Genomic DNA, 26,163 nt, shown 5'->3' with positions numbered 1-26,163 from the left:
ACATCCGCATGGCAGCACCAGCGTTCGTCAAACAGCTCAACGAGCAGCTCGGCAACGAGTTCGGCGCACACCAGCAATACGTCGCCATCGCGACCTACTTCGACGCGTTGACGATGCCCCAGATGGCCGGGCTGTTCTACCAGCAGGCGATCGAGGAACGCGCCCACGCGATGATGATGGTCCGCTACCTCCTGGACGCCGACGAGTCGGTGACGATCCCGGCGCTCGAGGCGCCACGTTCGGACTTCAAGAACGTGATCGAGCCGGTCGCGGCCGCGCTCGAGCAGGAGAAGCGCGTCACCGAGCAGATCAACGAGCTGACCCGTATCGCACGTGAGAACAACGACTACGCGTCCGACCAGTTCATGCAGTGGTTCATCAAGGAGCAGGTCGAGGAGGTTGCCAAGATGAGCGACCTGCTGGCGGTCGTCACGCGCGCCAACGACGACTACGAGCGCATCGAGGACTGGGTCGCCCGCGAGGACAAGAACGAGGGCAACGACCCGACGGCCCCAGCCATCGCCGGTGCTTAAGGCGCTCGCCGCGGCGACGCTCGTGGTCGCACTCGCCGGCTGCAACAACGACGACGACCAACCCGGTACGTCGACGGACCTGACGATCACGGTGACTGCAGACGAAGGTGCGACGCCGGTTGAGATGCACCTCGTGTGCGATCCGCCCGGTGGCGATCATCCGCAGCCAGCCGAGGCGTGCCAGCAGATCAAGGACGCGGGTTCCGGAGTCTTCCAGCCGGTTCCCAAGGATCAGGCCTGCACCATGATCTACGGCGGACCACAGACCGCGACGATCTCCGGCTCCTACGAGGGCGCGCACATCGAAGCGACCTTCAGCCGCACCAACGGCTGCGAGATCGATCGCTGGGAGAAGCTCGGCACCACGGTCTTCGACCTCCCCCTGCAGTAGAACCCCACGATTTGTGACCTTCTAGGCGTGACGGCGTACGAATGACGCCTCCAAGGTCACAAATCGCGGCCGTCAGAACCTGAGTCGTCCGGCGCCTAGCATTGCCGCATGGCAGACAGATTCGCCGAAGCGATGCGCCTCATGCGCAAGCACGATCCTCAGCTGATGGAGGACGGCTTCGGGATGATGCGCACCATCGCAGGCTCGCATCTGCCCAAGCTCGTCGAAGCGTATGAGTCCGAGCCGGACATCGGTCTCAGGCGTTGGCTTCTTGAGCTCATCGGCTCGACGGCGCGAGCCGAGAATCTCAATGTCCTCGTCGATGCACTTGGTGCTGAGGACGAGGCACTGCGCGAAACGGCTGCTGCAGGCTTGGCTCTGATGGACACCAAGGAAGCCCGGACAGTGCTCTATGAGCACCGCGAAGGTGGCACGAGCTAGAAGAGGCGGAGGCTGGGGTCGTCGATGCCTCTGAGCTCGTCGTAGTTCACCACTACGCATTCGATGCCTCGGTCGGTAGCAAGAACTCGTGCTTGCGGCTTGATCTCCTGCGCGGCGAAGATCCCGCGAACAGGACGAAGCGCCGGGTCGCGATTCATCAGCTCGAGGTAACGGGTCAGCTGTTCAACGCCGTCGATGTCGCCTCGACGCTTGATCTCCACCGCGACGGACGCACCGCCGCCGTCCCTGCAGAGCAGGTCGACAGGGCCGATCGCGGTCATGAACTCGCGACGTACGAGGGTCATCCCGTCGCCCAGTGCCATGGTGTGCTCGGCCAGGAGCTCCTGGAGGTGCTTCTCGACGCCGTCCTTCTGCAGGCCCGGGTCGATGCCGAGCTCGTGCGCCGAGTCGTGCAGGACCTCTTCGATGCGGATGCGCAGCGTGTCGTCGGTCTTGCCGGCGGTGACGGTCCACTCGGCGACGCCGTCGTCGGCGACACCTTCGCGGAGCGTGCACGGCGGGCTCATCCAGTTGAGCGGCTTGTAGGAACCGCCGTCGGAGTGGATCAGCACCGAGCCGTCGTTCTTGACCATGATCAGCCGGGTGGCGAGGGGCAGGTGTGCGGCGAGGCGACCGGCATAGTCGACCTGGCACCGGGCGATGACGAGACGCATGTCAGCTCCTGATCAGGGTGCCGAGCTTGAACACCAGCGTGACGCCGGTGACGGTCCCGGTGGTCGTGTTGCCGTCGTCGCCGATGAGCGAGACGGTCTCGCCCGAGATGTCGTACGTCCCGACGCGGAAGTCGACGATTCCCTGGAAGTCCTCGACGAATGTGCCGTCCTCGTTGAAGTGCACGGCCCACTGCGCCTCGACGTCCTCCCAGTCGCCGACCAGGTCGGCCTTGTCGGCGATCGAGCCGGAGGACTCCGAGGCCGACGCCGAGGTGCTGGGGGAGACGCCAGGCTTGGCGTCGTCGCCACCCCGATCGCACCCTGGGAGGGCAAGCAAAGAGGCCACGGCAATGCCTGTGGCCAGCGTCATACGCAGTTTCATTCATCTCCCCTGTGAGTCACGTTAGTCTGTCACGACCCGTTTATTACTCAGGAGTAGCCATGCAGGAGATCGTCGACCGACTGGCCGGCAGCGACCGGGGTGCAGAGATCGCGCGCACGCTGCTGCTTCCGTACCTCAACCATGCCGCCACGATGTACGAGAGTGGCTATGCGACTGCCGACGACATCGACGCATCGATGCGTTTCGGCTGCGGCTACCCCATCGGCCCGCTGGCCCTGATCGACGCGATCGGCGCCAAGACCGTCGCGACGGGCCTCGACGCGATGTACGCCGAGAGCGGCGATGACCTTCACCAGCCCACCAGCATCCTGACGGCGATGGCCGGAGACGACTCGACCTTCGCAGAGGTCGCGGGCGCCAGCGCCGCCGCAGCACCCGACCTCAAGCACGACATCCGCGTCGTCGGTGTCGTCGGCACCGGCACGATGGCCTCCGGCATCGTCGAGGTGTTCGCCAAGTCGGGCTATGACGTCGTGTACGTCGGCCGTGGCGAGGACAAGGTCGCCGGCGTGCTCACCGCGATCACCAGGAGCCTCGACAAGGCGATCGCCCGCGGCAAGCTCGACGAGGACGGCAAGTCCAACGTCCTCGACCGGCTGACCGGCTCGACCGAGCGCGAGGCCCTGGCCGGTGCCGACATCGTCGTCGAAGCCATCGCCGAGGACCTCGACATCAAGCTCGAGCTGTTCGGCGACCTCGACCGCATCTGCAAGCCCGGCGCAATCCTGGCCACCACGACGTCGTCGCTGTCGATCAACGACTGCGCCGCCGCGACGAAGCGACCCGCCGACGTCATCGGGATGCACTTCTTCAACCCGGCTCCGGTCATGAAGCTCGTCGAGGTGGTGTCCGGAGACGAGACCTCCGCGGACGTCTCCGAGACCGTACGCGCACTGTGCCTCGCCACCGGCAAGCACCCCGTGTCGTGCACCGACCGCGCGGGTTTCATCGTCAACGCGTTGCTGTTTCCCTACCTCAACGATGCGATCAAGCTCCACGAGGCAGACGGTGACAGCCTGGAGTCGATCGACGAGGCCATGAAGGCGACCCAGCTGCCGCTCGGTCCGTTCCAGCTGCTCGATGTCGTCGGCAACGACGTGTCGCTCGCGATCGAGAACTCGCTCGTCGAGACCTTCGGGCACGCCGGCTGGGCTCCCGCACCGCTCCTGGAGAGCCTCGTCGCCGACGGCAAGCTCGGCCGCAAGACCGGCGCGGGCTTCCACACCTATTAGGTGCAACCGACCATCAGGTTGCCAGTCAGCGCCGGCGAGAGACCCGGTATCGCTTCGGACCTCTGCCTTGGCGAACGGGCGCGGACGGCGCCTGGATCGACGGCGCGGGCTTCCACACGCCCTGGAGGCCGAAAAGTTACGGCACAAGGCTGTGCCGTTTTTTTCCTGCGAGACCGGTAACTTCTGAGTTGCCGGTCTCGTTGCTCTGAGTGGGGGTTGACGCACCAGGAGCGATCATGATCGGCACGTCCCACGTCACCGCTGTGGCCCGGTTGATCCGGGTCTGCACCGTGACGTGCGCCGCGGTCATGGTTGTCGCGTGGGTGTCCGTCCAGGCATTCGCGAGCCACTACAACCAGGCTCCGAGCACGCAGACCGTTGTCGCCCGCCCGGTGACCAACACTGCCCTTTCAGAGGCGATCGTCGAGCAGACCTCGCGGGGTCTGACGTGTCGTGAGGAGCCGGCCCTGACCGACACGATCCTGTTCCAGGCGTTGGAGCAGACCGAGGTGCAGGTGCTGACGTTCGAGGAGGCCATCGCGGCATCCAGTGCACATGCGGGCTGGATCCGCCGCTACTGCTTCTGATCGTCGCCGGGCTCGTCCTCGCCTCCGGGCGACGGCGCCTCGCCCTTGCGCTCCTTGAGCTGTTCGATGACGATCTTGGACTCGTGTGCACCGGGGTGGAAGATCTCATCGAGGATGCCGAACGGGCCCGACGACGTGGAGCCCTTCGACGCCGAGTCCTGCGAGAGCTGGGCGACGTACGGGAGCGCGAAGAACGCCACGACGAAGGCGGCGATGATCACGCCGGCGATGAGCACCCGGCCAGCCTACGCGCGCCGCGGTCGCGCGACGTCTCCGTACACTGGAACCATGCCTCGTCGCCGTGCCGCTCCGCGCCAGCGACCCACCCCACGATCGATGCCCGAGCGCGTCGAGACCAAGGCCGACGGCGACTGGCATTTTCGGGCGCTCCGCGGCTCGTCCAAGCAGTACCGCTGTCCCGGTTGCGGGCACGTCATCGCCGTCGCGACGCCGCACGTCGTCGCGTGGCCGGTCGAGACGGCGCTGCTGAGCGAGTCCGCGATCGATGAACGACGACACTGGCACTCCGCGTGCTGGGCGAGGAAGCACTGAGTGACCATGGGCGAACGCATACGAGGCAATTCGGTCCTTCCGGCCAGGCGTGAGGCGATCACGCTCGAGACCGCCGACGGGCTCACGCTCGTGGGAGAGCTCGCACTCCCGATCGATCGTCCTCCGGTGGCGACGATGATCTGCCTGCACCCCCTGCCGACACATGGCGGCATGATGGACAGCCACCTGTTCCGCAAGGCGTCCTACCGGCTGCCCGCCCTGGCCGGCATCGCCGTGCTGCGGTTCAACACCCGCGGCACCTCGAGCCTGCAGGGCACCAGTGAGGGAGAGTTCGACAACGCCGTGGGGGAGCGGTACGACGTCGCTGCCGCTGTCGAGCATGCGGAATTCGCCGACCTCCCGCACATCTGGATCGTCGGCTGGTCCTTCGGTACCGACCTCGCCCTGATGTACGGGTTGGAGCCGTCGGTCGAGGGCATCGTGCTGCTGTCACCGCCCCTCCGGTCGTCGCAGCCCGGCCATCTCCAGGCCTGGGCTGCCTCGGGCAAACCGGTCACGGCGCTGGTCCCCGAGCTCGACGACTACCTGCAGCCGGACGAGGCTCGTCAGCGCTTCGCCGCGATCCCACAAGCCGAAGTCATCGCGGTCGACGGCGCCAAGCACCTTTGGGTCGGCGACTCGGAGCGGGTGCTCGACGAGATCGTCGCCAAGCTCGCGCCGGGTGTCCCCGTACCGCTGCCGGACACCTGGGACGGTCCGATGGAACGCGCCGACTCGTCGGCCTACAAGGACCGCACGGTCGCCGCGTTCGACAACGACTAGTCAGGCTTTGTCGTCGTCCTTGACGGCGGCCATGACCTCGGTCTTGGGCTCGTCGTCGCCGTCCTTGACGGCCGCCTTGGGCTCGGCCTTCGGCTCGTCCTTGGGCTCAGCCTTGGCGGCGGCCTTGGGCTCGGCCTTGGGCGCTTCCTTGGCGGGCGTGCTGGGAGCGAAGGTGGATACGATGTCGCGCAGCTGACCCATCTGGGCCATGATGCCGTCGCGCTTGCGCTGGAGCTCCTCGACCTCGGCGCGCAGCACGCGGGTCTGGCGCTCGACCTCGGTCGTGGCGCTCACCCGGATCTGCTGGGCCTCCGAGCTGGCGCTCGACATCAGTGCGGACGCCTCGGCCTTGGCACCCTCGAGGACGCGTGTGGCTTCCTCCGAGGCGATGTCGCGGGCCTTGGACGCCTTGGCCATGATCTCGCGGGCACGCTCGTCGGCTGCGCCGGCGCGAGCCTCGGCGTCGGCGACCAGCTTGGCGGTCTGTGAGCTGGCCGACTCGTGGTGCTCCGACGCCTCGCGGGCGAGGCGCTCCTTCTCGACGGCGAGCACGCGGCGGGCCTCGGTGACCTCGCGGTCGGCCGCGGCACGGGCCTGCTCGACCTCGCGGGTGGCACCCAAGCGGAGGTTTTGGGCCTCCTGCTCGGCGGCGAGCTTGACCTGGGCGGCCTCACGCTCGGCGTGGGCGCGGAGGTCCTCGGTGTGCGCGAGCGCCTCGGCGTGCATCGCCTCGGCGTCCTCCAGGAGCTGCTTGCGCTTCTCCTCGAGCTCGGTGACGGCCTTGGTGCGCATCTCCTCGGCCTCGTGGTTGGCGGAGGCGCGCACCATGCTCGCCTCTTCCTCGGCCTTCTTGATCAGCTCGGCGGCGTCACGGTTGGCGCGATTGCGTACGTCCTCGGCCTCCTGCTCGGCGAGACCGAGCAGCTGTGCGGCGTGATTGCCGAGTCCTGTGTAGGTCGGCTTCTCGACCGCCTCGACACGGTCCTTGAGCTTCTCGATCAGCTCGCGGAGGTTTTCGTTCTCCTCCGTCAGGGACTTCACGGACTCGGCAGCGCTCTTGAACTCCGCGGACTGGGTGCGAACGAATGCGTCAACCGCGTCACTGTCGTATCCACCGCGGCGGGCCAGCGGGAACGATGCGTCAGCAGCCTTCTGCGCGGCGTCAAAGATGGACAGTCCAGACTCTTGGGACATGCGATTCCCTCATGAAAGTGTGTGGGTTGGTGTTGTGCCCTACACCATACCTCCCGACTGGGGCGGCAAAACACCCTGATCGGGAGGCCCGATCACCCGATCAGACGCCTCTGAACCGATTGATCGCGTCGATGTGCTTGGCGCGCTTCTCCGCGTCGCGGACGCCGAGTCCCTCCTCGGGCGCGAGGCACAGAACGCCGACCTTGCCCTGATGAAGGTTGTGGTGCACGTCGAGCGCGGCCTGGCCGGTGTCCTCGAGCTTGTAGACGCGTGACACGGTCGGGTGGATCAGGCCCTTGTCGATCAGCTTGTTGGCTTCCCAGGACTCGCGGTAGTTGGCGAAGTGGGAGCTCACGATGCGCTTGAGGTTCATCCAGAGGTAACGGTTGTCGTATTGGTGCATGTATCCGGACGTCGACGCGCACGTGACGATCGTGCCGCCCTTGCGCGCGACGTAGACGCTGGCTCCGAAGGTCTCGCGGCCCGGGTGCTCGAACACGATGTCGGGATCGTCGCCGCCGGTGAGCTCGCGGATCTTCTTGCCGAAGCGCTGCCACTCCTTGGGATCCTGGGTGTTCTCGTCCTTCCAGAACTTGTAGCCCTCGGCGGAGCGATCGATGATGTGCTCGGCACCCATCGATCGGACGATCTCAGCCTTCTCGGGGGACGAGACGACGCACACGGGCGTCGCGCCACCGTTGAGCGCGAACTGGGTCGCGTACGAGCCGAGGCCGCCCGAGGCGCCCCAGATCAGAACGGTGTCGCCCTGTTTCATGTTGGCGCCGTTGGTGGAGACGAGCTGGCGATAGGCCGTCGAGTTGACGAGTCCGGGCGATGCTGCCTCTTCCCAGGTCAGGTGGTCGGGCTTGGGCATCAGCTGGTTGGCCTTGACGATGGCGAGCTGGGCCAGGCCACCGAAGTTGGTCTCGAAGCCCCAGATGCGCTGCTCGGGATCCATCATCGTGTCGTTGTGGCCGTCGGGAGCCTCGAGCTCGACCGACAGGCAGTGCGCGACGACCTCGCGGCCGGGCTGCCACTTGTTGACACCGGGGCCCACGCGCAGCACGACGCCCGCGAGGTCGGAGCCCACCACGTGATAGGGCAGGTCGTGCCGCTTGGTGTATTCAGAGAGTCGGCCGTAGCGCTCCAGGAAGTTGAACGTGGAGACGGGCTCGAAGATCGAGGTCCACACGGTGTTGTAGTTGATCGCGCTGGCCATGACGGCCACGAGCGCCTCGCCGGGTGCGAGCTCGGGGATCGGCACGTCATCCAGGTGCAGGCTCTTGCGGGGGTCCTTGTCGCGGCTCGCCATGCCCTCGAACATGTCGACCTCGTCCTTGTGGACCGTGATGCCCTTGTAGGACTCGGGGAGCTCGATGGTGGCGAAGTCCTCGGGCGCGGTGTCGCCGGCGAGGATGGCGTCAAGGATGTTCTGCACGGTGGCGTCCTTCGTTTGGGGTCTCCGAGATGTTACTTGGCGTTAACTTGTCGGGCCATCGCGTCGGCCTGTGATCCTGCCCTCAGTGGGACGCGTCTGCGGCCGGCTCGACGAGCTCCACCAGGACTCCACCAGCGTCCTTGGGGTGCACGAAGTTGACGCGCGAGTCGGACGTACCCCGCTTGGGCACGTCGTAGAGCAGCCGTACGCCGCGCTCACGCAACGTCTCCGACACCGCGTCGATGTCAGACACGCGGTAGGCCAGCTGCTGGATGCCCTGACCGTTGCGGGCGAGGAACTTCGCGATCGTCGAGTCGTCGCTCAGCGGTGCCAGGAGCTGGATGCAGCTGCCGGAGTCGCCGACGGCGAGCATCGCCTCACGCACTCCTTGCTCCTCGTTGACCTCTTCGTGGATCGAGTGCAGGCCGAACGTCGTGGCGTACATCTCGAGGGCGTCATCGAGATCCGGCACGGCGATGCCGACGTGGTCGATCGCAAGCAGGAGGTGACCGGGAACGAGGGGGTCGCTGGGCATGCCTCGAGGGTAGAGCAGATGTTGCGGACCGTCGGGGTGATCCCGCGCACATGGGCGACACACGATCGTTACCCGTGAGTAAAGTGAAGGAACAGTCTTCTGAAGGAGCAGTGCACATGTCGCAGTCCGTGATCGTTGCCGGAGCCCGTACGCCGATCGGCCGCCTGTTGGGCGGCCTCAAGAGCCTGTCCGGCTCAGACCTCGGTGGCCTCGCCATCAAGGGAGCGCTCGAGAAGGCCGGTGTCACCGGTGAGCAGGTCGACTACGTGATCATGGGCCAGGTCCTGGGTGCCGGAGCCGGTCAGGTTCCGGCCCGTCAGGCCGCGTTCAAGGGCGGCATCCCGCTCACCACGCCGGCCATCACGATCAACAAGGTGTGCCTCTCGGGCATCAATGCGATCGCCCTCGCCGACCAGCTGATCCGTGCTGGCGAGTACGACATCATCGTGGCGGGCGGACAGGAGTCCATGACGCAGGCACCGCACATGCTGCTCGGCTCGCGCGAGGGCACCAAGTACGGCGACACCAAGCTCGTCGACCACATGGCCGCCGACGGACTCTGGGACGCGCTGACCGACCAGGCCATGGGCGGACTGACCGAGCAGATCAACGCCGACGGCACCAAGCTCACCCGTGAGGCGCAGGACGCGTTCAGCGCCCGCTCGCACCAGCTCGCCGCAGCGGCGCAGAAGAACGGCGTCTTCGACGAGGAGATCGTGCCCGTCACGATCCCGAGCCGCCGCGGCGACGACGTCGTGATCTCCGAGGACGAGGGCGTACGTGGTGACACGACGACCGAGTCGCTCGGCAAGCTGCGTCCGGCGTTCAGCAAGGACGGCACCATCACGGCAGGCTCTGCCAGCCAGATCTCCGACGGTGCTGCGGCAGTGGTCGTCATGAGCAAGGCCAAGGCCGAGGAGCTCGGTCTCTCGTGGATCGCCGAGATCGGCGCCGCCGGCACTGTCGCCGGCCCCGACTCGAGCCTCCAGCTGCAGCCCGCCAACGCGATCGAGAAGGCCGCCAGCAAGGAAGGCATCGCCGTCTCCGACATCGACCTGTTCGAGCTCAACGAGGCCTTCGCGGCGGTCGGGCTCGAGAGCTCGGCCAAGCTGGGCATCTCCGAGGACAAGGTCAACGTCAACGGTGGAGCCATCGCCCTCGGTCACCCGATCGGCGCCAGTGGTGCCCGCATCGTCCTGCACCTGGCCCTGGAGCTCGGGCGCCGCGGTGGCGGCATCGGTGCTGCGGCGCTGTGCGGCGGTGGCGGTCAGGGCGACGCACTGATCATCCGCGTACCCAAGAAGTAGTCCTGGCCAGCCGGGCGGTCTCGGTCGCCGATCTCGTCGAGCGCGCCCGGGCCGGTGAGGCCCGGGCGGTCGCCAGGCTGATCTCGCTGGTCGAGGACCAGTCTTCGAAGCTGCGTGAGGTCAGCGCTGCCTTGATGCCGCACACAGGGAAGGCCCACATCGTGGGCCTGACGGGTGCGCCCGGCGTCGGCAAGTCCACGTCGACCTCGGCGCTGGTCAAGGCGCTGCGCGCTCAGGGCCGACGCGTGGGTGTGCTGGCGGTGGATCCGACCTCGCCGTTCTCGGGCGGCGCGCTGCTCGGTGACCGCATTCGCATGCAGGAGCACGCGACGGACGACGGCGTCTACATCCGCTCGATGGCGAGCCGAGGGCATCTCGGTGGGCTGTCGGTCGCAGCGCCACAGGCGTTGCGCGTGCTCGACGCAGCCGGTTGCGACGTCGTCCTGGTCGAGACTGTCGGAGTGGGGCAGTCCGAGGTCGAGATCTCCGGGCTGGCCGACACGACGCTCGTGCTGCTGGCACCCGGGATGGGTGACGGCATCCAGGCCGCCAAGGCGGGCATCCTCGAGATCGGCGACATCTTCGTCGTCAACAAGGCCGACCGGGAGGGTGCCCAGTCGACACGTCGCGAGCTGCGATCCGTCGTCACGATGACCGACCGTCCCGACGGCGCCTGGAAGCCACCGATCCTGCTGACCGTCGCGACGAGCGGCGAAGGAGTCGACGAGGTCGCCTCCGAGATCGCCCAGCACCACGACCACCTGGTCACCACGGGGGAGCTCGACCGACGTCGGCTGGCGCGCACGAGGCGGGAGATCGAGGCGCTGGCGCTCACCTCCGTACGCGACCGGTTCGCCCATCTCTCCGGCGACACCCGCCTCGACACCCTCGCGGCAGACGTCCTGACGGGCGCCATAGACCCCTACGCAGCGGCCGACAGCCTCGTCGAGAATCTCTAGCACCGAGGGCGTGTCTGTCCGGGCAATGGACCACCTCATCGTTGAGAATGGGCTTGTGGTGAAGAAGGTCGTCATGCTGCTCGTCGTCGGTTTCGGGGTCTACTACCTGCTGACGGCGCCTGCTGGCGCGGCCGATGCCGTGAGCAACGCCGCGGGAGCCGTGATGGACGCGTTCGGCCAGGTCGGCGTCTTCGTCAACGAGCTCGTCGCCTAGGCATCCATGATCCGGGCGCTGCTCGACCGACTGCCCGACCAGGAGATCGACAGCCATCTCCTGGCCGACGAGGGCGAACGCGTGATCGACCTCGTCTATCACCATTCCATCGTCTACTGGCGCCCGATCGCCGAGGTGGCGGGCACGGCTCTGCTGTGGTTCCTCGCCCTGATCGGTCCGATCCAGCTGGGCTGGCTGTTCATCCTCGGCGGGTTCGTGCTCGCCCTCCACGCGCTCTACCTGACGCTGCGCGAACGCCGCGACGTGTTCGTCGTGACCAACATGAGGGTCTTTCGCGCCAGTGGCGTGTTCACCGTAAAGATCGCGACGATGCCGATCACCCGCATCCTCGACATCACGGTCGAAAAGCCGCTCCTCGGTCGGATGCTCGGCTACGGGCACTTCACGTTCGAGTCGGCCGCGCAGGCGCAGGGACTCCGCAACATCCGCTACATCGCAGACCCGGACGAACGTGACCTCACGATCCAGCGCGTGGTCCAGCGCTCGGGTCTGCGCGGCCGCACGATCGAGCAGCAGATGATGGAAGGGCGCTGACGGTTTGTCCCCGCCTTGCTGACATTTGTGCCACCATGCCAGCGTGGAACTCGACGACGCGCTCTGGATGCTCACGGCCCTGGCCGCCGTCGTCATCTTGTTGACGCGGATGCGGCTGTCCGCCAACCGCCGGCAGACCGGCCACGCGCAGATCCCGGGCACGATCCTCGCCGCTCACACGGTCCTCGGGGTGGCGGCTCTGGCGGTCTGGGTCTACTACCTCACGTCGCCGCGCGACGTCGTGGGGATGGTGTCGCTGGTCCTGTGGTGGCTGGAGGTCGCGGCGGGGATCTTGATCCTGCTGCGGTGGTTGCCCGGCTCCGGACGCCACGCGTCGCCTTCCGTCGATGACAGCTGGGCCCAGGGTCCGGCGTTGTCGATCCTGGGCCATGTCGGAATGCTGCTGGGAGTCGCGTTCTTCACCTATTGCGTGCTGGCCGACAAGATCACCTAGCGCGTGGCTCGCACACCCGCGCCGGGGTTTGTCAGCCACGCGCCAGCGACCGGCGCCGTCCTCACCACCGGCGACTTCCTACACTGGACGCATGAACTTCTCGCGTCCCGGTGCCATTGACCTCTCGGCGCTCAAGCAGCCGGCCGTGCGACCCGCTGCACCCGGCGGCGGTTCGTACGTCGTCGACATCACCGAGCAGAACTTCCAGTCAGCCGCCCTCGAGGCCTCGATGCAGCACGTCGTCGTGCTGAGCCTCTGGTCGCCGAGGTCACCGCAGAGCGCCGACTTCAACGGTGTGCTGGCCAAGGTGACGGGGACATTCGACGGTCAGATCGTCCTGGCCCAGGTCGACGTCGACGCCAATCCCGCGATTGCCCAAGCGCTCGAGGCCAAGGCCGTGCCGCTGGTCGTCGGCCTGGTCAAGGGCCAGCCCGTCCCCCTGTTCCAGGGCACGGTCGACGAGGCCGAGGTCATGCGCTTCTTCTCCGAGCTCGTGAGGGTCGCAGCCGAGAACGGCGTGACCGGGCGCGCCGCGGCCGCTGGTGCGCCCTCCGACGGTGGTGAGGACGAAGAGCCCGCCGACCCACGTTTCGCCGCGGCCGACGAGGCTTTCGGCGCGGGCGACTATGCGACGGCAGTCTCGGAGTACCAAAAGCTCCTCGCCCAGTACCCCGCGGATGCCGAGATCGGTGAGCGGCTGGCCGGGGTCAAGCTGCTCTCCCGTACGCAGGGCGTGGACCTCCAGGCTGCTCGCAAGGCGGCGGCAGATGCACCCGACGACCTCGAGGCACAGATGCTGGTCGCCGACCTCGACGTCAGCGGCGGACACGTCGATGACGCGTTCGATCGGCTGATCCAACTGGTCAAGCGGACGGCGGGCGACGAGCGCGAGACCGTGCGCGAGCGGCTCATCGAGCTGTTCACGGTTGTCGGCACGGCCGACCCCCGTGTGGCCACGGCGCGCCGGACTCTCGCGTCCGCATTGTTCTGACCCGCGGAGGGTTTGCCGGTAGGGTCAAACCGGCCGTCCGCTCGGAGATCGGCGAGGGAGCGTGACGATGCGTACGAGGTGGAGCTGGGTGCTCGCCGTGCTCGGCGTGCTCTCGGCGATCGCGGGGCTCACCGTGATGCTGGTCCTCGGTCCCGACAGCCGCTTCACGACCGGCCCGCACGAGGTGGAGACCGACGGCATCGCCGTGGTGACTGCACCCAGGGTCATCAGCTGGGCCGATGTCCGGGTCGACGTCCTCGCGGAGGTTCCGGCAGAGAAGCCCGTGTTCGTCGGGCTGGGCAACACGGTCGACGTGCAGAACTACGTGGGCGACACGGCCCGCCTCGAGGTCACTCGGTTCCACACGCCGTGGAAGGTCAAGACCCGCCAGGTCGATGGCAGGGATGGGCTTCCCGGCGCACCGACTGCGCTCGACTGGTGGCTCGCCCGCTCGGCAGGACGCGGTGGCGCGAGCATCTCGGCGACACTGCCCGACGAAACGGTGTCACTGGCGATCCTGTCGGTCGGCGACACCAACCTGTCGGGCCTCAAGGTCACGCTGGCGTACGGCGTCAAGGGCGGGTTCATCAAGGGCCTGGGCCTTCTCCTCCTGGGCGCCGGGGGCATCCTGCTCGCTCGCCTGCTGCGTCGTGGCGAGTCGCTGTGGAGCGATGACGACGACGTCGAGGAGGAGGACGTCGTCTACGTCTACGTCGACGAGGACGGTGTCGAGCACGAGATCTCGGCCGACGAGGCGGAGCAGTACGAGGTCGTCGACGAGGAGGTCGTCGAGCCGGATTCCGGACCGGTCGTCGGAGAGCGACAACCCGTCGTACGCGAGACCGCTCCGGAGCCGGACACGGAGGACGACGAGGACGAGATCGTCTACATCTACGTCGATGACGAGGGTGTCGAGCACGAGATCTCGGCGGACGAGGCGGCCGAGCTGGAGTTCGTCGGTGAGACGGTCGTCGACGCGCCCGAGCCCGCGCCCGAGCCCGCGCCCGAACCCGAACCCGAACCCGAACCCGAACCCGAACCCGAACCCGAGGCTGAGGTGAAGGCTGCGCCCGCGTCCGGCACGCCGACGGAGCGCGTGGTCTACGTGTTCGTCGACGAGGATGGAGTCGAGCACGAGGTCAGCGAGGAAGAGCTCGCGGACTTCGAGCTCGTCGACGAAGAGGAGGAGAAGCCGTGAAGCGTGTCATCGTCGCGGCATCGGCGCTCCTCGTCCTGTCGGCTTGTGCCGTGCCGCACCAGCGGTCGAGCCTCCCGGTCGAGAAGGCCGCCGCGCGTACGTCCGAGGTCGACCAGGTCTTCGACCGTTACCGCACGGTGCGCAACGCCGCGATCAAGCTGCTCGATCCCAAGCCGTTGTCGACGATCGAGAGCGAGGCGGTCCTCGACATCGACTCCGGGTCGTTCGAGGTCTCCCAGCGACTGGCCCAGAAGCAGAAGCAGGATGCCGCTGCGGTCGACGTGACGAAGGTGCTGACCCCGGAGTTCTCGAAGTACCCGCTCTGGTTCCTCGCCGTCGTGCGTGACCGTGCCCGTGGTGTCAACCGGGTCCAGGTGTTCGAGCGAGCGGCAGCGGCCGATCCGTGGCTGCTCGTGGCCAGTCCCGAGACGGTCGCCGAGACGTCCCTGCCCGAGCTCCGTACGAATGGCTCGAAGGTCCTGACCGTCAAGCCCGGCAACCGCACAGGCATGCGCATGTCGGCGCAGGAGGCGGCCACGGAGTACGCCAAGGCGCTCGGCGACGCCTCGGCACCGGAGGCGGACGGCATCGTGAACGACTCGTTCATCCGCCAGATGCGCTCGGCTGCCGCGGCCAACGGCGGGCTCCAGGGCGTGACCTTCTCGCAGGCATGGAGTGCCGAGGACGTGAAGTTCGTGGTGCGCACGTCTGACGGTGGTGCACTGGCATTCGTCACGTTGCTGCGTGACGACACCTACACGGTCCAGAAGGGCCTGACCGTGACGTGGCCGCAGGGGACGCCGCAGCAGGCGTTCCTGTCGCAGGGCATTTCGGGCTCCGGCACGCTGAAGTACAAGCACCAGGTGCTGCTCCACATCCCCGGTGGCAACGGCAAGCCCAGGGCGATCGGTCAGTATGGCGGCGTCGTCGGCGCCGTCACGCAATGACCCGCCCGGCCGCGTAGCCCACGGCGGCAGCGGCGACGCTCACCACCAGCATCGCCGTGGCGTTGACGAATGCCGCGCGGTAGCGGCGGTCGATCGCGAGGTGGACCGTCTCGACGCTTGCCGTGCTGAACGTCGTGTAGCCGCCGAGGAACCCGGTGCCGGCGATCGAGTGCCACGTGTCCCCGGCACCGAGGCCGACGATCAGCCCCAGCAGCAGCGAACCCGTGACGTTGATCAGGTGTGTCGACCAGGGGAGGGTCGCGGAGACCCGGGGCCTCATCCACGAGTCGACGAGAAATCTCGTGCCCGCCCCCAGGCCGCCCGCCAGGGCGATCCACATCGGGGTCACGACCGTGCCCTCGATCCGAGTGCGACACCGGCGAGCGCTGCGACGAGCCCCGCGAGCACGGTGCCGATCGCGTACGTGAGGCCCAGCGCCACGTGGTCACCGCGCAGCAGCGTGTCGGTCTCGACTGCGAGGGCGCTGTAGGTGGTGAAGCCGCCGAGGAACCCCGTGCCGAGGAGCAGTCGTGCCTGGTCGGCGGAGCGGCGCACCACCACCGCGAGCAGGGCGCCGAGCGCGAAGGAGCCGACGACGTTGACGGTGAACGTGGCCAGCGGGAAGACCCCGTCGTACGGGATCTCGCTGACGCCGCGGCGCGCAAGCGTGCCGAGCGTGCCGCCGAGGAAGACGAGGGCGAGCTGCTTCACGCGACACCTGCCAGCAGGCTCGCAGCGATCGCGAACATGACAACAGCGATCAGCCCGTCGAGGACGCGCCAGGCGGCGGGCTTGGCGAACAACGGACGGAGCACGCGTGCACCGTACCCGAGGGACGAGAACCACACGATGCTGCCGAGAGCTGCGCCCAGACCAAACCACCAGCGATCGTCTCCGTGCGTGCCGGCCACCGAGCCGAGCAGGATCACGGTGTCGAGGTAGACGTGCGGGTTGAGCCAGGTGAGCGCGAGGCAGGTGGCGACCGCGGCCCGGAGGGTGGTGGGACGGCCGACGACGTCGGCGTCGATCGCGGCCGGACGGAGGGCGCGACGGGCGGCAAGCAGGCCGTACGCGACGAGGAATGCCGCACCGCCGATCGTCATGGTGTCGAGCAGCCAGGGGACGGCCTGGATCAGGCTGCCGAGACCGCCGACCCCGACGGCGATCAGGACGACGTCGGACAGGGCACACACCGCCACGACGGCAAGCACGTGCTCACGGCGCAGTCCCTGACGCAGCACGAATGCGTTCTGCGCGCCGATCGCGACGATCAAGGACAGGCCGAATCCGGCGCCCGCGAGGGCGGCAACGAGGGCGGCGTGGTCCATGGGTCAATCCAACTGGAGGGGGCCGATGAAGGCCAGTTCATGTTGTGAATGATCCATTAGTATTGCTTATGTGCCTGACGTCGATCTCTCCCAGCTCCGTGCCCTCGCCGCCGTGGTCGATGAAGGTTCGTTCGACGCCGCGGCCGCTGCGCTCCACCTGACGCCGTCGGCCGTCAGCCAACGCATGAAGGCTCTCGAGCAGTCCGCCGGACGTGTGCTCGTCCGCCGCACCAAGCCCAGCGCGGTCACGGAGGCAGGTGAGGCCTACCTTCGGCTCGCCCGGCAGGTCGAGTCGCTCGTCCAGGACGTACGGCTCGAGGTCGACCACGAGCTGGAGCGCCCGCCGACGATCCCGCTGGCGGTCAATGGCGACTCGTTGGCGACGTGGGTGCTGCCGGCGCTGGCGGGTCTGGTCGGCACGGCCTACTTCGACGTCCGACGCGAGGACGAGGGTCGTACGGCAGATCTCCTGCGCTCGGGGACCGTCATGGCCGCGATCACGTCGGATGCCGCACCCGTGCAAGGCTGCCGGTCGACCCGACTCGGCACGATGCGCTACCGCCCGATGGCAAGCACGTCCTTCGCCGACACGTGGTTCAGCGCGGGTGTCGACGGGGAGAGCCTCGCGGTGGCACCCGTCGTGGTGTTCGATCGCAGCGACGACCTCCAGGACGCCTACTTGCGCAGCCGCAGCCGGAGCCGCCGCCGACTCGACCCGCCCCGCCATCACATTCCCGCCTCGTCGCAGTTCGCCGAGGCGATCAGGCTGGGCCTCGGTTGGGGGATGCTGCCCAAGGAGCAGTCCGAGGAGCTGGAGCGCGATGGACAGCTGGTCGACCTCGACCCGGGGCACCACGTCGACGTCACGCTCTACTGGCAGCAGTGGACCTTGCAAACTCCTGCGCTCGAGGCGACCGCCCGGGCCGTCCATCAGGCGGCCTCGGCCCACCTCGCCTGAGCGCCCCCGGCAGGAATCGAACCTGCGACCTAGAGATTAGAAGGCTCTTGCTCTATCCAACTGAGCTACGGGGGCCTGCGGGCGGTGTGCCCGGGACAAGCCTATCGGCGCGCGTGGGCTGGGGGTCGCGGCCCGGGTATGCCCTACGATTCGCAGGTGACAATCGCGAGCGAGCCCACCATCGCGGGCGTGGAGCGTCGCGAGCCGTTCCGGCAGCGCGGGCGCACCGCGCTGATCATCGCGTTCAGCGTCATCGGCGCCGCAGGTGCCGTCGGCGGCGTGATCTTCTCCCTCGGCGCGGGCGACGTCGCGGGCGCGGGCCTGTCGTTCCTGTTCGCCCTCATCCCGCTGCCCTTGCTCTGGGTGGCCTACTGGTGGCTCGACCGCTATGAGCCCGAGCCGCGCCGCTACAAGTTCGCCGCCTTCGTCTGGGGCGGAGTCATCGCAGTCGCGATCGCCCTCTCGTTGCAGATCTGGATCCAGCACGCGTTCGACGTCAGCGACGACACGATGGCTTCGGTCGTCGCGCCGATGACGGAGGAGCCGGCCAAGTGCCTGTTCCTCCTCCTCACGTTCCTGCGAGCCCGCCGGGTCATCGACGGCTTCCTGGACGGGCTGATCTTCGCCGGCCTCGTCGGCATCGGCTTCGCGTTCGTCGAGAACATCGGTTACTACGCCGCCAGCTACCTCGGCTCCGACGACATCAAGATCGATGGTCCCGCCGGCGTGACGACCACGTTCATCGTGCGCGGGGTGTTCAGCCCGTTTGCGCACCCGCTGTTCACCTCGGCGTTCGGCGTCGCGGTCGGCCTGGCCGTCACCCGCAGGTCCAAGGTCGCCAAGGTCGCGCTGGTCGTGGTCGGCTTGGCGCTGAGCATGGGCCTCCACGCCCTGTGGAACGCCTCGCTGAGCATCGGCGAAGGCGCCGGATTCTTCCTCGTCTACCTCGGACTCGCCGTCGTCCTGCTCATGGTCGCGGTGATGGCGATCATCGTCCGCTCCAACCAGATACGGATCCTCGAGCAGTCGCTGTCGTACGTGGCACAGCGCGGCTGGATCCACCCGGCGGAGATCCCTTACCTCTCGCGCTTCACCTATCGCAAGGCTGCGCGGCGATTCGCCCGGGAGCATCACGGCAAGGAGGCCGGCAAGGTCGTCAAGCACTACCAGCAGCTGGCCACGGAGATGGCCTTCCTGCATCACGCGATGATGAGCGGCCGGTCCAAGCCTCACGGCGTCGAGCGGACCTACTCGCTGCTCGACCAGATGTATGCGTTGCGGCCGGCGCTGAGATTCCCGCCGGCGCTCCAAAACACCGTGCGTCACTTCTGACCCGTCTCTCACACAGCCGTGGCCGCGCTGTACCCCTGCGTCCACTAATCTGTACGCATACCCGATGGTGAACGCGCGAGTTGATGAGAGGAGCTCCAGTGCCCGGCGAACATGCTTCGGCCGAGCTTCTCGGTGCCCTGAGCGGGCTGCTCGGCAACGTCAGTGCCGTACCTCTCGACCTCGATCTTCCTGAAGTCGCGGACGCTCGTCGTATTCGCGCCGACATCGTCACGCAGCTGTCCGACTACGTGCTGCCGCGTCTGGTCCAGCTCAACGGCCCGCTGCTGACCGTGGTGGGCGGTTCCACTGGCGCCGGCAAGTCGACGCTGGTCAACTCGCTGCTGGGCCAGCGCATCACCGAGTCCGGTGTCCTGCGGCCCACGACTCGCTCACCCGTGCTGGTGCACCACCCCGACGACGCCGAGTGGTTCGCGCCCGACCGGATCCTCCCCGAGCTGCCGCGCACGAACGTGCCCAGCAACGACACCTACGCGCTGCGTCTCGCGACCTCGACCAGGCTCCCGCGCGGGCTCGCGATCCTCGACGCTCCGGATGTCGACTCGATCGACAAGGGCAACCGCGAGCTCGCCGCGCAGCTGCTCGCCGCCGCCGACCTCTGGCTGTTCGTGACGTCGGCGGCTCGCTACGCCGACCAGGTGCCCTGGGACTACCTCCGCCTGGCCGCGGAGCGCAGCACGTCGGTCGCGGTGGTGCTCGACCGTACGAGTGCCGAGGCCGTGGTCGAGGTCCGCGGACACCTTGCCCGCATGATGACGTCGCGGGGGCTGTCCGACTCACCGCTGTTCACGGTCCCCGAGTCCGGCGTCGACGCCGATGGGCTCCTTCCAGCCGAGGCCGTCGCACCGATCGTCGGATGGCTGCACGACCTTGCCGCCGACGGTGACGCCCGCGGCAAGGTCATCTCCCATACTCTCGACGGCGCCATCCGCCACATCGTGCTCCGCGCCCACGACATCGCCGACTCGATGGACGGCCAGATCGAGGTCTCCGAGCAGCTCTACTCGAGCATCGACACGATCTATCGCAACGCTCTCGAGTCGTTCACGACGCAGATCACCGACGGCACGCTCCTGCGGGGCGAGATCCAGGCCAGGTGGCAGGAGTTCGTCGGTACGGGTGACCTGCTCCGCTCCGTCGAGGACAAGGTCGGACGCATCCGCGACCGGTTCGTCGACGGCGTCACGGGCAAGCGCACACGCTCCAGCGACATCGTCGCGGCGATCGAGACGGGAGTCTTCAACCTGGTCGTGGAGGAAGCCGAGTCGGCAGCCTCGGCGGCAGCTCGTGCGTGGGCAGAGGTCCCCGCCGGCAAGGCGCTCCTTGCTCGTACACCCGACATCGATCGGGCCTCTCGCGACTTCCGGGTCAAGGCCGAGCGCACCGTACGCGACTGGCGCCAGGCCGTGCTCGAGCTCGTGCGCACCGACGGCGGTGACAAACGCATGACGGCGAAGTTCCTGGCGTTCGGGGTCAACGGCATCGGCGTCGCCCTCATGGTCACGATGTTCGCCGACTCGGCGAGCACCAAGGACAGCACGGTGGAGCTCGGTCACAAGCTGCTCTCGGCGATCTTCGGCGACGATGCCGTCAAGGCGCTCGTCACCAAGGCGCACGCCGACCTCGAGTCACGGGTCGCAGCACTGCTCGAGGGCGAGATGCAGCGCTTCGTCGCTCTTGTCGGTCGTCCCGACGACCTCAAGGGCTTCCAGCACGACCTGCGGGAGTCCGCCCGCCAGTCCGAATACGCCCGTCACGCCGACTTCATCGCCGGCGGTGACGCATGAGCACCGCGGTCCACGACGCGCAGCCGACGTTCGCGGGTGAGCCCAGCGACGTCTCCAAGCGCCTCGACGGCCTCACGCAGGCAGTCGCGGCGAGCCGCGGCCGTATCGACGAGGAGATCCTGGCGCCCGCCGAGATGCTTGCTGGCCGGGCCAATGAGCGCCTGCGGCTGTCGGGCGAGCACACCATCGTCGCCCTCGCGGGAGCCACCGGCTCGGGCAAGTCGTCGCTGTTCAACGCACTGACCGACCTCGAGCTGGCGGGCGTTGGCGTACGCCGCCCCACCACGTCATGGGCCCTGGCCTGCGCCTGGGGGCCCGACGGCGCACAGGGTCTGCTGGAGTGGATGGGCATCCCGCCGCGTCACCAGGTCTCGCGCCTGAGCATGCTCGACAGGTCGGCCGAGGACACCAAGCTCGACGGCCTCGTGCTGCTCGACCTGCCCGACCATGACTCGACCGAGGTGTCCCACCACCTCGAGATGGACCGACTGGTCAAGTACGCCGACCTCCTCGTGTGGGTCCTCGATCCCCAGAAGTACGCCGACGCAGCCCTGCACGACCGCTACATCCGGCCCATGGCGTCCTACAGCGACGTCACGGTGGTCGTGCTCAACCAGATCGACCGCATCCCCTACGAGCAGCGCACCCGCACGCTTGAGGACGTCAGGCGCATCCTTGCCGCCGAAGGCCTCCCGGACGTCGAGGTGGTCGGTGTCTCCGCGACCCGCGGTGACGGCATCGAGGACCTCAAGCGCCTGCTCGCCACCCGCATCCGCGCCAAGGCGTCCGCCAAGGGGCGGCTCGGGTCCGACATCACGGCGGCGGCGCAGGTCATCGCGCAGGTGGGCGGCACACACCAGGTTCCCGGCATCAGTCCTGCCGATCGCCGGGTGCTCGACGATGCCCTCGTCAGTTGCGCGGGTGTGCCTCAGGTCGTCGACGCGATCGCGGCGGCGACGCGTCGCCAGGCGATCTTGCGTACGGGCTGGCCCGTCGCGCGGTGGCTCGGCAAGCTGCGCCGCGACCCGCTCAAGGGCCTCATGCTCGACAGCGACATGTCGATGACCGCGCTGGCCAGGGCTTCGCTGCCCGAGGCGAGCCCGGTGCAGCGCGCCAATGCCGAGCTCGCGATCCGCGACCTCGCCGAGAAGGCATCGGTCGGCCTCGAACACCCGTGGCGCGACGCCGTCCGCGCCGCCGCGAGCCCGCCGGGCCACACGATCGTCGACGACCTCGACGCGGCGATCGCGGCGACCCATGTCCGCGCCCGCACCGCATGGTGGTGGCGCGTCGTCCAGGTCATCCAGTGGCTGGCGATGCTCGGGCTGATCGCGGGTCTCGGCTGGCTGGCCGCGCAGGGCCTGCAGGACTCCGTCTATCCCGACATGTCGCTGCCGGAGCTCAAGGACATTGCGGGCTTTCCTGCCGCAGCTGTCGTCGCGGCGGGTTCGGCGGCGGTCGGCATCGTGCTCGGACTCCTGTCTCGGGTGTTCGCGCGCCTCAGCGGTCGACGCCGGGCCAGGAATGCCGATCGCCAGCTCCGTGAGGCGATCGACTCGGTGGCCGTGACGCGAGTCGTCGCTCCGGTCCAGGCCGAGCTCGACGCATACGGCGCCTACCGCACCGGAATCCTCGCCGCGCTCGGCTGACCCTCCACAACCCACTCATTCGCATGACTCCGTCCACAGCAGGATGGCCGGTGGTGGCTCGGGGGAGCGGCTCATCTCGATCCTGAGGCTCCCAACCAAAGGAGCCACACATGTCCAACGACAACACCCTGACGTTCCATGGCCGAGTCGGCACCAAGGTCGAGCTGCGCGAAGGCGGTGTGCCGTGGGTGCTGTTCCGCGTGGCGTCGACCCCGAGCTACTTCGACCAGGCAACCCGTCAGTGGCGCGACCTCGAGACGATCTGGCTGTCGGTCAAGGCCTGGCGGTCGCTCGCCCAGAACGCCGCGGAGTCGCTGGAGGTCGGCGACCCGATCATCGTGAGCGGCAAGGTCCGCGTCGAGCGGTGGACCACCTCGGAGGGCGAGGCCCGCGAGAGCACCGTCGTGGAGGCCAGTCTGATCGGCCACGACCTGACGTGGGGTGTGACCACGCTGCGCAAGGTCGAGCGGCAGCCGCAGGTGTCCACCAACGACGGCACGGTGGCCGCTCTCGAGGAGCTCGAGGGGCAATCCGCCGCGTGACCGGTGGGGTCGGGTCACGGGCGTCTCGTTAGACTTGGGGCCTATGGCTGACTACGTCTTCACCCTCCGCAATGTCCGCAAGAAGCTCGGCGAAAAGGTCGTCCTCGACGACGTCACGTTGTCCTTCCTGCACGGTGCCAAGATCGGCGTGGTCGGCCCCAACGGCACCGGCAAGTCCACGCTGTTCAAGATCATGGCCGGGCTCGAGCAGCCCAACAACGGCGATGCGATCAAGGACCCCGAGGCATCCGTCGGCATCCTCCTGCAGGAGCCTCCGCTGACCGAGGGCAAGACCGTGTTGGAGAACGTCGAGGAGGCCGTCGGCGAGATCAAGGCCAAGATCGACCGGTTCAACAAGATCAGCGAAGAGCTTGCTGACCCTGACGCCGACTACGACACGCTCCTCCCGGAGATGGGTGAGCTGCAGACTGATCTCGACCACGCCAACGCGTGGGACCTCGACTCCCGCCTCGCCCAGGCGATGGACGCCCTGCGGTGTCCGCCGCCCGACGAGGTCGTCGACCACCTCTCCGGTGGTGAGCGCCGACGCGTCGCGCTCTGCAAGCTGCTGCTTGAGCAGCCCGACCTGCTGCTCCTCGACGAGCCGACCAACCACCTGGACGCCGAGAGCGTGCTGTGGCTCGAGCAGCACCTGGCGACCTACCCCGGCGCCGTGCTGGCCATCACCCACGACCGCTACTTCCTCGACAATGTCGCCGAGTGGATCCTGGAGCTCGATCGCGGCAAGACGCACCCCTACGAAGGCAACTACTCGACCTACCTCGAGACCAAGCAGGCCCGTCTCGTCGTGGAGGGCAAGAAGGACGCCAAGCGCGCCAAGATCCTGGCCAAGGAGCTCGAGTGGGTCCGCTCCAACGCCAAGGCCCGCCAGGTCAAGAACCAAGCACGACTCAGCCGCTACGAAGAGCTTGCCGCGGAGGCCGAGCGCAGCCGCAAGCTCGACTTCGAGGAGATCAACATCCCCGCGGGTCCGCGACTCGGCGACGTCGTCCTCAACGCCAAGGACCTCCACAAGAGCTTCGGTGACCGTGAGTTGTTCGACGGTCTGACGTTCGACCTCCCGCGCGCCGGCATCGTCGGTGTGGTCGGTCCCAACGGCGTCGGCAAGTCGACACTCTTCCGGATGATCGTGGGGGAGGAGGAGCCCGACAGCGGCACGCTTGACGTCGGCCAGACCGTCAAGATCTCCTACGTCGACCAGGGTCGCGGAGGCATCGACGACAAGCTCAACGTCTGGCAGCTGGTGTCGGGCGAGCTCGACTTCATCAAGGTGGCCAACTTCGAGGTGCCGAGTCGCGCCTACGTTGCGTCGTTCGGCTTCAAGGGGCCCGACCAGCAGAAGCTCGTCAAGGTCCTGTCAGGTGGAGAGCGCAACCGTCTCAACCTGGCGCTGACGCTCAAGATGGGCGGCAACCTGTTGCTGCTCGACGAGCCGACCAACGACCTCGACGTCGAGACGCTGCAGTCCCTCGAGGACGCACTGCTCGACTTCCCCGGCTGCGCTGTGGTGGTCTCGCACGACCGGTGGTTCCTCGACCGTGTCGCGACGCACATCCTCGCGTGGGAGGGTGACGCCGACAACCCGGCCAAGTGGTTCTGGTTCGAGGGCAACTTCGCCGACTACGAGCTCAACAAGGTCGAGCGCCTCGGTGAAGAGGCGGCACGTCCGCACAGCGTGACCTACCGCAAGCTCACCCGCGACTAGCTGTCGCTGGCAGGCGGCGCCGCAGCGTCAGAACTTGCCGCCGCCAAGCGTCGTGATGACGCGCTGCATGATCTGGCCCAGCACGGCGAACTCCTCGGGCGAGGCGTTCTCGACGAGGTAGGAGTGCACCCCGCGTACGTGGGTGTGCGCCGCCTCCTCGAGAAGGGCGAATCCCCTGTCGGTCATGACGGCGGAGACGCCGCGACCATCCTCGGAGCACTGGCCTCGGAACACCAGGCCTTCGCGCTCGAGGCGAGCGATCGTGTGGGTCACTCGACTGCGAGAGTGTGAGACGGCGGCGGCGAGCTCGGCCATGCGGATCGAGCGGTCAGGCGCCTCGGAGAGACGTACGAGGATCTCGTACTCGGGCATCGAGAGGCCGTGGGCCGTGCGGAGGTCGCGATCGAGGCGCTCGTTGAGGACGATCGTCCCGCCCAGGAACGATCGCCAGATCTGTTGCTCCGCGGCAGTGAGCCACGGAGTCTCCGTCGTGGTCTCCATGTGATCCATCATACAAGATTCCAAACTTGATTGAACGTTGAACTACCTGTAGTCTCGCACTTGTTGAACAATCAACCATCTTACCCGGAGGCATCAAATGAGCAGCACCACCACCAAGGTCACCACCGGCACCTGGACGCTGGACCCGACGCACACCGAGATCGGCTTCACGGTCCGCCACATCATCAGCAAGGTGCGCGGAAAGTTCGAGACATTCGAGGGCACTCTCGTCACGGCCGACGACATCACCGACTCGTCCGTCAAGGTCTCGTTCGACCTGTCGTCGATCAACACCGGCACGGCACAGCGCGACGACCACCTGCGTTCGAGCGACTTCTTCGACGCTGACAACCAGGACCAGGCGACGTTCGTGTCGACAGGCGTGACGCAGAAGTCGGACTCCGAGTTCGTCGTCACCGGCGACCTCACGATCAAGGGCGTCACCAAGTCCGTCGAGCTCGACGTCGACTTCCTCGGTGAGGGCGCAGACCCGTGGGGCGGGACCCGCGTGGGCGTCGAGGCGACCACCGAGATCAGCCGCAAGGAGTTCGGCATCGACTTCAACATCCCGCTCGAGGGTGACAAGGTCGTCATCGGCGACAAGATCTCGATCCACATCGTGGCCGAGGCTGTTCTTCAGGCTGACGCAGCCTGATCGCGCTAGGACTGTGTCCGTGAGGACGCAGTCCGCCGAAGGGGCTTGCCCTAGGACGGTGTCCGTGAGGACGCAGTCCGCCGAAGGGGCTTGCCCTAGGACGGTGTCCGTGAGGACGCAGTCCGCCGAAGGGGCTTGCCCTAGGACGGAGTCTCCGCCGAAGGGGCTTGCCCTAGGACGGAGTCCGTGAGGACGCAGTCCGAAGGGTCATCCTGACCGCCAGCTCGGCGTGCAGGGTGGCCAGCTCGTGGCCGGAACGAGAACCCCCGGGCTCGAACC

At 67.6% G+C, this 26,163-nt stretch carries 32 protein-coding genes and 1 tRNA gene; 22 read left to right on the top strand and 11 right to left on the bottom strand.

Annotated features, from left to right (window positions below; genetic code table 11):
* Positions 1–8 precede the first annotated feature (8 nt).
* The 3 genes from ABD683_RS01565 to ABD683_RS01555 all read left to right on the top strand — a co-directional run bounded on the left by ABD683_RS01565 (position 9) and on the right by ABD683_RS01555 (position 1,365).
* Entirely contained in the window at positions 9–533 is a 525-nt protein-coding gene (locus ABD683_RS01565; RefSeq protein ID WP_344766714.1) for a ferritin, read from the top strand.
* Positions 526–924 (top strand): SSI family serine proteinase inhibitor, encoded by a 399-nt coding sequence (locus tag ABD683_RS01560; protein WP_344766712.1) that lies wholly within the window; start codon positions 526–528, stop codon positions 922–924. Before ABD683_RS01565 ends, ABD683_RS01560 begins: the two co-directional genes overlap by 8 nt.
* A 108-nt stretch (positions 925–1,032) precedes the next feature.
* Positions 1,033–1,365 carry a HEAT repeat domain-containing protein gene (locus tag ABD683_RS01555; RefSeq protein ID WP_344766710.1) on the top strand — a complete coding sequence of 111 codons (333 nt, stop codon included), beginning with the start codon at positions 1,033–1,035 and terminating at the stop codon, positions 1,363–1,365.
* Here the strand turns inward: ABD683_RS01555 and nucS are convergent.
* Positions 1,362–2,039 (bottom strand): endonuclease NucS, encoded by a 678-nt coding sequence (nucS, locus tag ABD683_RS01550; RefSeq protein ID WP_344766708.1) that lies wholly within the window; start codon positions 2,037–2,039, stop codon positions 1,362–1,364. The genes ABD683_RS01555 and nucS overlap by 4 nt on opposite strands.
* 1 nt (position 2,040) lies before the next feature.
* Complete coding sequence (locus tag ABD683_RS01545) at positions 2,041–2,409, bottom strand: hypothetical protein (RefSeq protein ID WP_344766706.1); 369 nt, start codon at positions 2,407–2,409, stop codon at positions 2,041–2,043.
* Between the two features lie 71 nt (positions 2,410–2,480).
* Between ABD683_RS01545 and ABD683_RS01540 the strand changes: the two genes are divergently transcribed.
* The gene (locus ABD683_RS01540) at positions 2,481–3,674 is read left to right on the top strand and encodes a 3-hydroxyacyl-CoA dehydrogenase family protein (RefSeq protein WP_344766704.1); all 1,194 of its coding nucleotides are present in this window, start codon (positions 2,481–2,483) and stop codon (positions 3,672–3,674) included.
* A 236-nt stretch (positions 3,675–3,910) separates the two neighbouring features.
* Complete coding sequence (locus ABD683_RS01535; RefSeq protein ID WP_344766703.1) at positions 3,911–4,261, top strand: hypothetical protein; 351 nt, start codon at positions 3,911–3,913, stop codon at positions 4,259–4,261.
* Here the strand turns inward: ABD683_RS01535 and ABD683_RS01530 are convergent.
* Positions 4,249–4,497 (bottom strand): hypothetical protein, encoded by a 249-nt coding sequence (locus tag ABD683_RS01530; protein ID WP_344766702.1) that lies wholly within the window; start codon positions 4,495–4,497, stop codon positions 4,249–4,251. The genes ABD683_RS01535 and ABD683_RS01530 overlap by 13 nt on opposite strands.
* A 52-nt stretch (positions 4,498–4,549) precedes the next feature.
* Here ABD683_RS01530 and ABD683_RS01525 point away from each other — a divergent pair, with 52 nt between their 5' ends.
* Together ABD683_RS01525 and ABD683_RS01520 are read left to right on the top strand one after the other, a co-directional pair.
* Positions 4,550–4,813 carry a hypothetical protein gene (locus tag ABD683_RS01525; RefSeq protein ID WP_344766700.1) on the top strand — a complete coding sequence of 88 codons (264 nt, stop codon included), beginning with the start codon at positions 4,550–4,552 and terminating at the stop codon, positions 4,811–4,813.
* A gap of 6 nt (positions 4,814–4,819) precedes the next feature.
* Positions 4,820–5,596, top strand: coding sequence for an alpha/beta hydrolase (locus ABD683_RS01520; RefSeq protein WP_344771554.1), 777 nt, complete (start codon positions 4,820–4,822; stop codon positions 5,594–5,596).
* On the opposite strand, the gene ABD683_RS01515 is transcribed toward ABD683_RS01520, so the two are convergent.
* The 3 genes from ABD683_RS01515 to mce form a co-directional block, all read right to left on the bottom strand.
* A complete protein-coding gene (locus ABD683_RS01515) occupies positions 5,597–6,790 on the bottom strand; it encodes a DivIVA domain-containing protein (RefSeq protein ID WP_344766699.1) in 1,194 nt (397 codons plus the stop codon). It lies immediately after the preceding gene.
* Positions 6,791–6,890: 100 nt separating this feature from the next.
* Positions 6,891–8,228, bottom strand: a complete 1,338-nt coding sequence (gene ccrA, locus ABD683_RS01510; protein WP_344766697.1) for a crotonyl-CoA carboxylase/reductase — start codon at positions 8,226–8,228, stop codon at positions 6,891–6,893.
* 82 nt (positions 8,229–8,310) lie between these two features.
* A complete protein-coding gene (gene mce / locus ABD683_RS01505) occupies positions 8,311–8,763 on the bottom strand; it encodes a methylmalonyl-CoA epimerase (protein ID WP_344766696.1) in 453 nt (150 codons plus the stop codon).
* Between the two features lie 116 nt (positions 8,764–8,879).
* Between mce and ABD683_RS01500 the strand changes: the two genes are divergently transcribed.
* From ABD683_RS01500 to ABD683_RS01465, 8 genes are all read left to right on the top strand, one after another.
* Complete coding sequence (locus ABD683_RS01500; RefSeq protein WP_344766694.1) at positions 8,880–10,070, top strand: acetyl-CoA C-acetyltransferase; 1,191 nt, start codon at positions 8,880–8,882, stop codon at positions 10,068–10,070.
* A 2-nt stretch (positions 10,071–10,072) separates the two neighbouring features.
* On the top strand, positions 10,073–11,029 hold the full coding sequence (meaB, locus tag ABD683_RS01495; RefSeq protein ID WP_344771553.1) for a methylmalonyl Co-A mutase-associated GTPase MeaB: 957 nt from the start codon (positions 10,073–10,075) through the stop codon (positions 11,027–11,029).
* A gap of 55 nt (positions 11,030–11,084) precedes the next feature.
* Positions 11,085–11,243 (top strand): hypothetical protein, encoded by a 159-nt coding sequence (locus ABD683_RS01490; protein WP_344766692.1) that lies wholly within the window; start codon positions 11,085–11,087, stop codon positions 11,241–11,243.
* Positions 11,244–11,249: 6 nt separating this feature from the next.
* Positions 11,250–11,798, top strand: coding sequence for a PH domain-containing protein (locus tag ABD683_RS01485; protein ID WP_344766690.1), 549 nt, complete (start codon positions 11,250–11,252; stop codon positions 11,796–11,798).
* A gap of 43 nt (positions 11,799–11,841) precedes the next feature.
* Positions 11,842–12,252, top strand: a complete 411-nt coding sequence (locus ABD683_RS01480; protein ID WP_344766688.1) for a hypothetical protein — start codon at positions 11,842–11,844, stop codon at positions 12,250–12,252.
* A 91-nt stretch (positions 12,253–12,343) separates the two neighbouring features.
* Positions 12,344–13,243: a tetratricopeptide repeat protein gene (locus ABD683_RS01475; protein WP_344766686.1), complete on the top strand. Its 900-nt coding sequence runs from the start codon at positions 12,344–12,346 to the stop codon at positions 13,241–13,243.
* 67 nt (positions 13,244–13,310) lie between these two features.
* Positions 13,311–14,441: a hypothetical protein gene (locus ABD683_RS01470; protein WP_344766685.1), complete on the top strand. Its 1,131-nt coding sequence runs from the start codon at positions 13,311–13,313 to the stop codon at positions 14,439–14,441.
* The gene (locus ABD683_RS01465; RefSeq protein WP_344766684.1) at positions 14,438–15,388 is read left to right on the top strand and encodes a DUF8094 domain-containing protein; all 951 of its coding nucleotides are present in this window, start codon (positions 14,438–14,440) and stop codon (positions 15,386–15,388) included. The genes ABD683_RS01470 and ABD683_RS01465 overlap by 4 nt, the downstream gene beginning before the upstream one ends.
* Here ABD683_RS01465 and ABD683_RS01460 read toward each other — a convergent pair.
* Genes ABD683_RS01460 through ABD683_RS01450 form a run of 3 tightly spaced genes read right to left on the bottom strand, consistent with a single transcriptional unit; the run spans position 15,378 to position 16,716 of the window.
* Positions 15,378–15,728 carry a fluoride efflux transporter FluC gene (locus ABD683_RS01460; RefSeq protein WP_344771552.1) on the bottom strand — a complete coding sequence of 117 codons (351 nt, stop codon included), beginning with the start codon at positions 15,726–15,728 and terminating at the stop codon, positions 15,378–15,380. The two genes, ABD683_RS01465 and ABD683_RS01460, sit on opposite strands and share 11 nt — an antisense overlap.
* Before the next feature lie 5 nt (positions 15,729–15,733).
* On the bottom strand, positions 15,734–16,099 hold the full coding sequence (locus ABD683_RS01455; protein WP_344766682.1) for a fluoride efflux transporter FluC: 366 nt from the start codon (positions 16,097–16,099) through the stop codon (positions 15,734–15,736).
* Positions 16,096–16,716: a LysE/ArgO family amino acid transporter gene (locus tag ABD683_RS01450; RefSeq protein ID WP_344766680.1), complete on the bottom strand. Its 621-nt coding sequence runs from the start codon at positions 16,714–16,716 to the stop codon at positions 16,096–16,098. The genes ABD683_RS01455 and ABD683_RS01450 overlap by 4 nt, the downstream gene beginning before the upstream one ends.
* A gap of 70 nt (positions 16,717–16,786) precedes the next feature.
* Here ABD683_RS01450 and ABD683_RS01445 point away from each other — a divergent pair, with 70 nt between their 5' ends.
* Positions 16,787–17,674 (top strand): LysR family transcriptional regulator ArgP, encoded by an 888-nt coding sequence (locus tag ABD683_RS01445; RefSeq protein ID WP_344766678.1) that lies wholly within the window; start codon positions 16,787–16,789, stop codon positions 17,672–17,674.
* A 1-nt stretch (position 17,675) separates the two neighbouring features.
* Here the strand turns inward: ABD683_RS01445 and ABD683_RS01440 are convergent.
* Positions 17,676–17,749 (bottom strand) — tRNA-Arg (locus ABD683_RS01440).
* An 81-nt stretch (positions 17,750–17,830) separates the two neighbouring features.
* Here ABD683_RS01440 and ABD683_RS01435 point away from each other — a divergent pair.
* The 5 genes from ABD683_RS01435 (at position 17,831) to ettA (ending at position 24,728) form a co-directional block, all read left to right on the top strand.
* The gene (locus ABD683_RS01435) at positions 17,831–19,006 is read left to right on the top strand and encodes a PrsW family intramembrane metalloprotease (RefSeq protein ID WP_344766676.1); all 1,176 of its coding nucleotides are present in this window, start codon (positions 17,831–17,833) and stop codon (positions 19,004–19,006) included.
* A gap of 98 nt (positions 19,007–19,104) precedes the next feature.
* Positions 19,105–20,811: a dynamin family protein gene (locus ABD683_RS01430; protein ID WP_344766675.1), complete on the top strand. Its 1,707-nt coding sequence runs from the start codon at positions 19,105–19,107 to the stop codon at positions 20,809–20,811.
* Positions 20,808–22,460 carry a GTPase gene (locus tag ABD683_RS01425; protein WP_344766673.1) on the top strand — a complete coding sequence of 551 codons (1,653 nt, stop codon included), beginning with the start codon at positions 20,808–20,810 and terminating at the stop codon, positions 22,458–22,460. Before ABD683_RS01430 ends, ABD683_RS01425 begins: the two co-directional genes overlap by 4 nt.
* A gap of 110 nt (positions 22,461–22,570) precedes the next feature.
* On the top strand, positions 22,571–23,002 hold the full coding sequence (locus tag ABD683_RS01420) for a single-stranded DNA-binding protein (protein WP_344766671.1): 432 nt from the start codon (positions 22,571–22,573) through the stop codon (positions 23,000–23,002).
* A gap of 43 nt (positions 23,003–23,045) precedes the next feature.
* Positions 23,046–24,728 (top strand): energy-dependent translational throttle protein EttA, encoded by a 1,683-nt coding sequence (gene ettA / locus ABD683_RS01415; RefSeq protein WP_344766670.1) that lies wholly within the window; start codon positions 23,046–23,048, stop codon positions 24,726–24,728.
* Between the two features lie 27 nt (positions 24,729–24,755).
* Here ettA and ABD683_RS01410 read toward each other — a convergent pair whose 3' ends face one another.
* Complete coding sequence (locus tag ABD683_RS01410; RefSeq protein ID WP_344766668.1) at positions 24,756–25,229, bottom strand: MarR family winged helix-turn-helix transcriptional regulator; 474 nt, start codon at positions 25,227–25,229, stop codon at positions 24,756–24,758.
* A 97-nt stretch (positions 25,230–25,326) separates the two neighbouring features.
* Between ABD683_RS01410 and ABD683_RS01405 the strand changes: the two genes are divergently transcribed.
* Positions 25,327–25,884, top strand: coding sequence for a YceI family protein (locus ABD683_RS01405; RefSeq protein WP_344766666.1), 558 nt, complete (start codon positions 25,327–25,329; stop codon positions 25,882–25,884).
* The last annotated feature ends 279 nt before the right edge of the window (positions 25,885–26,163 follow it).

The sequence above is a fragment of the Aeromicrobium panaciterrae genome (genome assembly GCF_039537165.1).
Lineage (GTDB): Bacteria > Actinomycetota > Actinomycetes > Propionibacteriales > Nocardioidaceae > Aeromicrobium > Aeromicrobium panaciterrae.
The sequence above is the reverse complement of the archived record's forward strand: the minus strand, read 5'-3'. Positions and strand labels throughout refer to the sequence as shown.

Coding starts and splice junctions, on each gene's coding strand:
- ABD683_RS01565 (WP_344766714.1), top strand. CDS start 9: ATGGCAGCACCAGCGTTCGTCAAACAGCTCAACGAGCAGCTCGGCAAC.
- ABD683_RS01555 (WP_344766710.1), top strand. CDS start 1,033: ATGGCAGACAGATTCGCCGAAGCGATGCGCCTCATGCGCAAGCACGAT.
- nucS (WP_344766708.1), bottom strand. CDS start 2,039: ATGCGTCTCGTCATCGCCCGGTGCCAGGTCGACTATGCCGGTCGCCTC.
- ABD683_RS01545 (WP_344766706.1), bottom strand. CDS start 2,409: ATGACGCTGGCCACAGGCATTGCCGTGGCCTCTTTGCTTGCCCTCCCA.
- ABD683_RS01540 (WP_344766704.1), top strand. CDS start 2,481: ATGCAGGAGATCGTCGACCGACTGGCCGGCAGCGACCGGGGTGCAGAG.
- ABD683_RS01535 (WP_344766703.1), top strand. CDS start 3,911: ATGATCGGCACGTCCCACGTCACCGCTGTGGCCCGGTTGATCCGGGTC.
- ABD683_RS01525 (WP_344766700.1), top strand. CDS start 4,550: ATGCCTCGTCGCCGTGCCGCTCCGCGCCAGCGACCCACCCCACGATCG.
- ABD683_RS01520 (WP_344771554.1), top strand. CDS start 4,820: ATGGGCGAACGCATACGAGGCAATTCGGTCCTTCCGGCCAGGCGTGAG.
- ABD683_RS01515 (WP_344766699.1), bottom strand. CDS start 6,790: ATGTCCCAAGAGTCTGGACTGTCCATCTTTGACGCCGCGCAGAAGGCT.
- mce (WP_344766696.1), bottom strand. CDS start 8,763: ATGCCCAGCGACCCCCTCGTTCCCGGTCACCTCCTGCTTGCGATCGAC.
- ABD683_RS01500 (WP_344766694.1), top strand. CDS start 8,880: ATGTCGCAGTCCGTGATCGTTGCCGGAGCCCGTACGCCGATCGGCCGC.
- ABD683_RS01485 (WP_344766690.1), top strand. CDS start 11,250: ATGATCCGGGCGCTGCTCGACCGACTGCCCGACCAGGAGATCGACAGC.
- ABD683_RS01475 (WP_344766686.1), top strand. CDS start 12,344: ATGAACTTCTCGCGTCCCGGTGCCATTGACCTCTCGGCGCTCAAGCAG.
- ABD683_RS01470 (WP_344766685.1), top strand. CDS start 13,311: ATGCGTACGAGGTGGAGCTGGGTGCTCGCCGTGCTCGGCGTGCTCTCG.
- ABD683_RS01460 (WP_344771552.1), bottom strand. CDS start 15,728: ATGTGGATCGCCCTGGCGGGCGGCCTGGGGGCGGGCACGAGATTTCTC.
- ABD683_RS01450 (WP_344766680.1), bottom strand. CDS start 16,716: ATGGACCACGCCGCCCTCGTTGCCGCCCTCGCGGGCGCCGGATTCGGC.
- ABD683_RS01425 (WP_344766673.1), top strand. CDS start 20,808: ATGAGCACCGCGGTCCACGACGCGCAGCCGACGTTCGCGGGTGAGCCC.
- ABD683_RS01420 (WP_344766671.1), top strand. CDS start 22,571: ATGTCCAACGACAACACCCTGACGTTCCATGGCCGAGTCGGCACCAAG.
- ettA (WP_344766670.1), top strand. CDS start 23,046: ATGGCTGACTACGTCTTCACCCTCCGCAATGTCCGCAAGAAGCTCGGC.
- ABD683_RS01410 (WP_344766668.1), bottom strand. CDS start 25,229: ATGGAGACCACGACGGAGACTCCGTGGCTCACTGCCGCGGAGCAACAG.
- ABD683_RS01405 (WP_344766666.1), top strand. CDS start 25,327: ATGAGCAGCACCACCACCAAGGTCACCACCGGCACCTGGACGCTGGAC.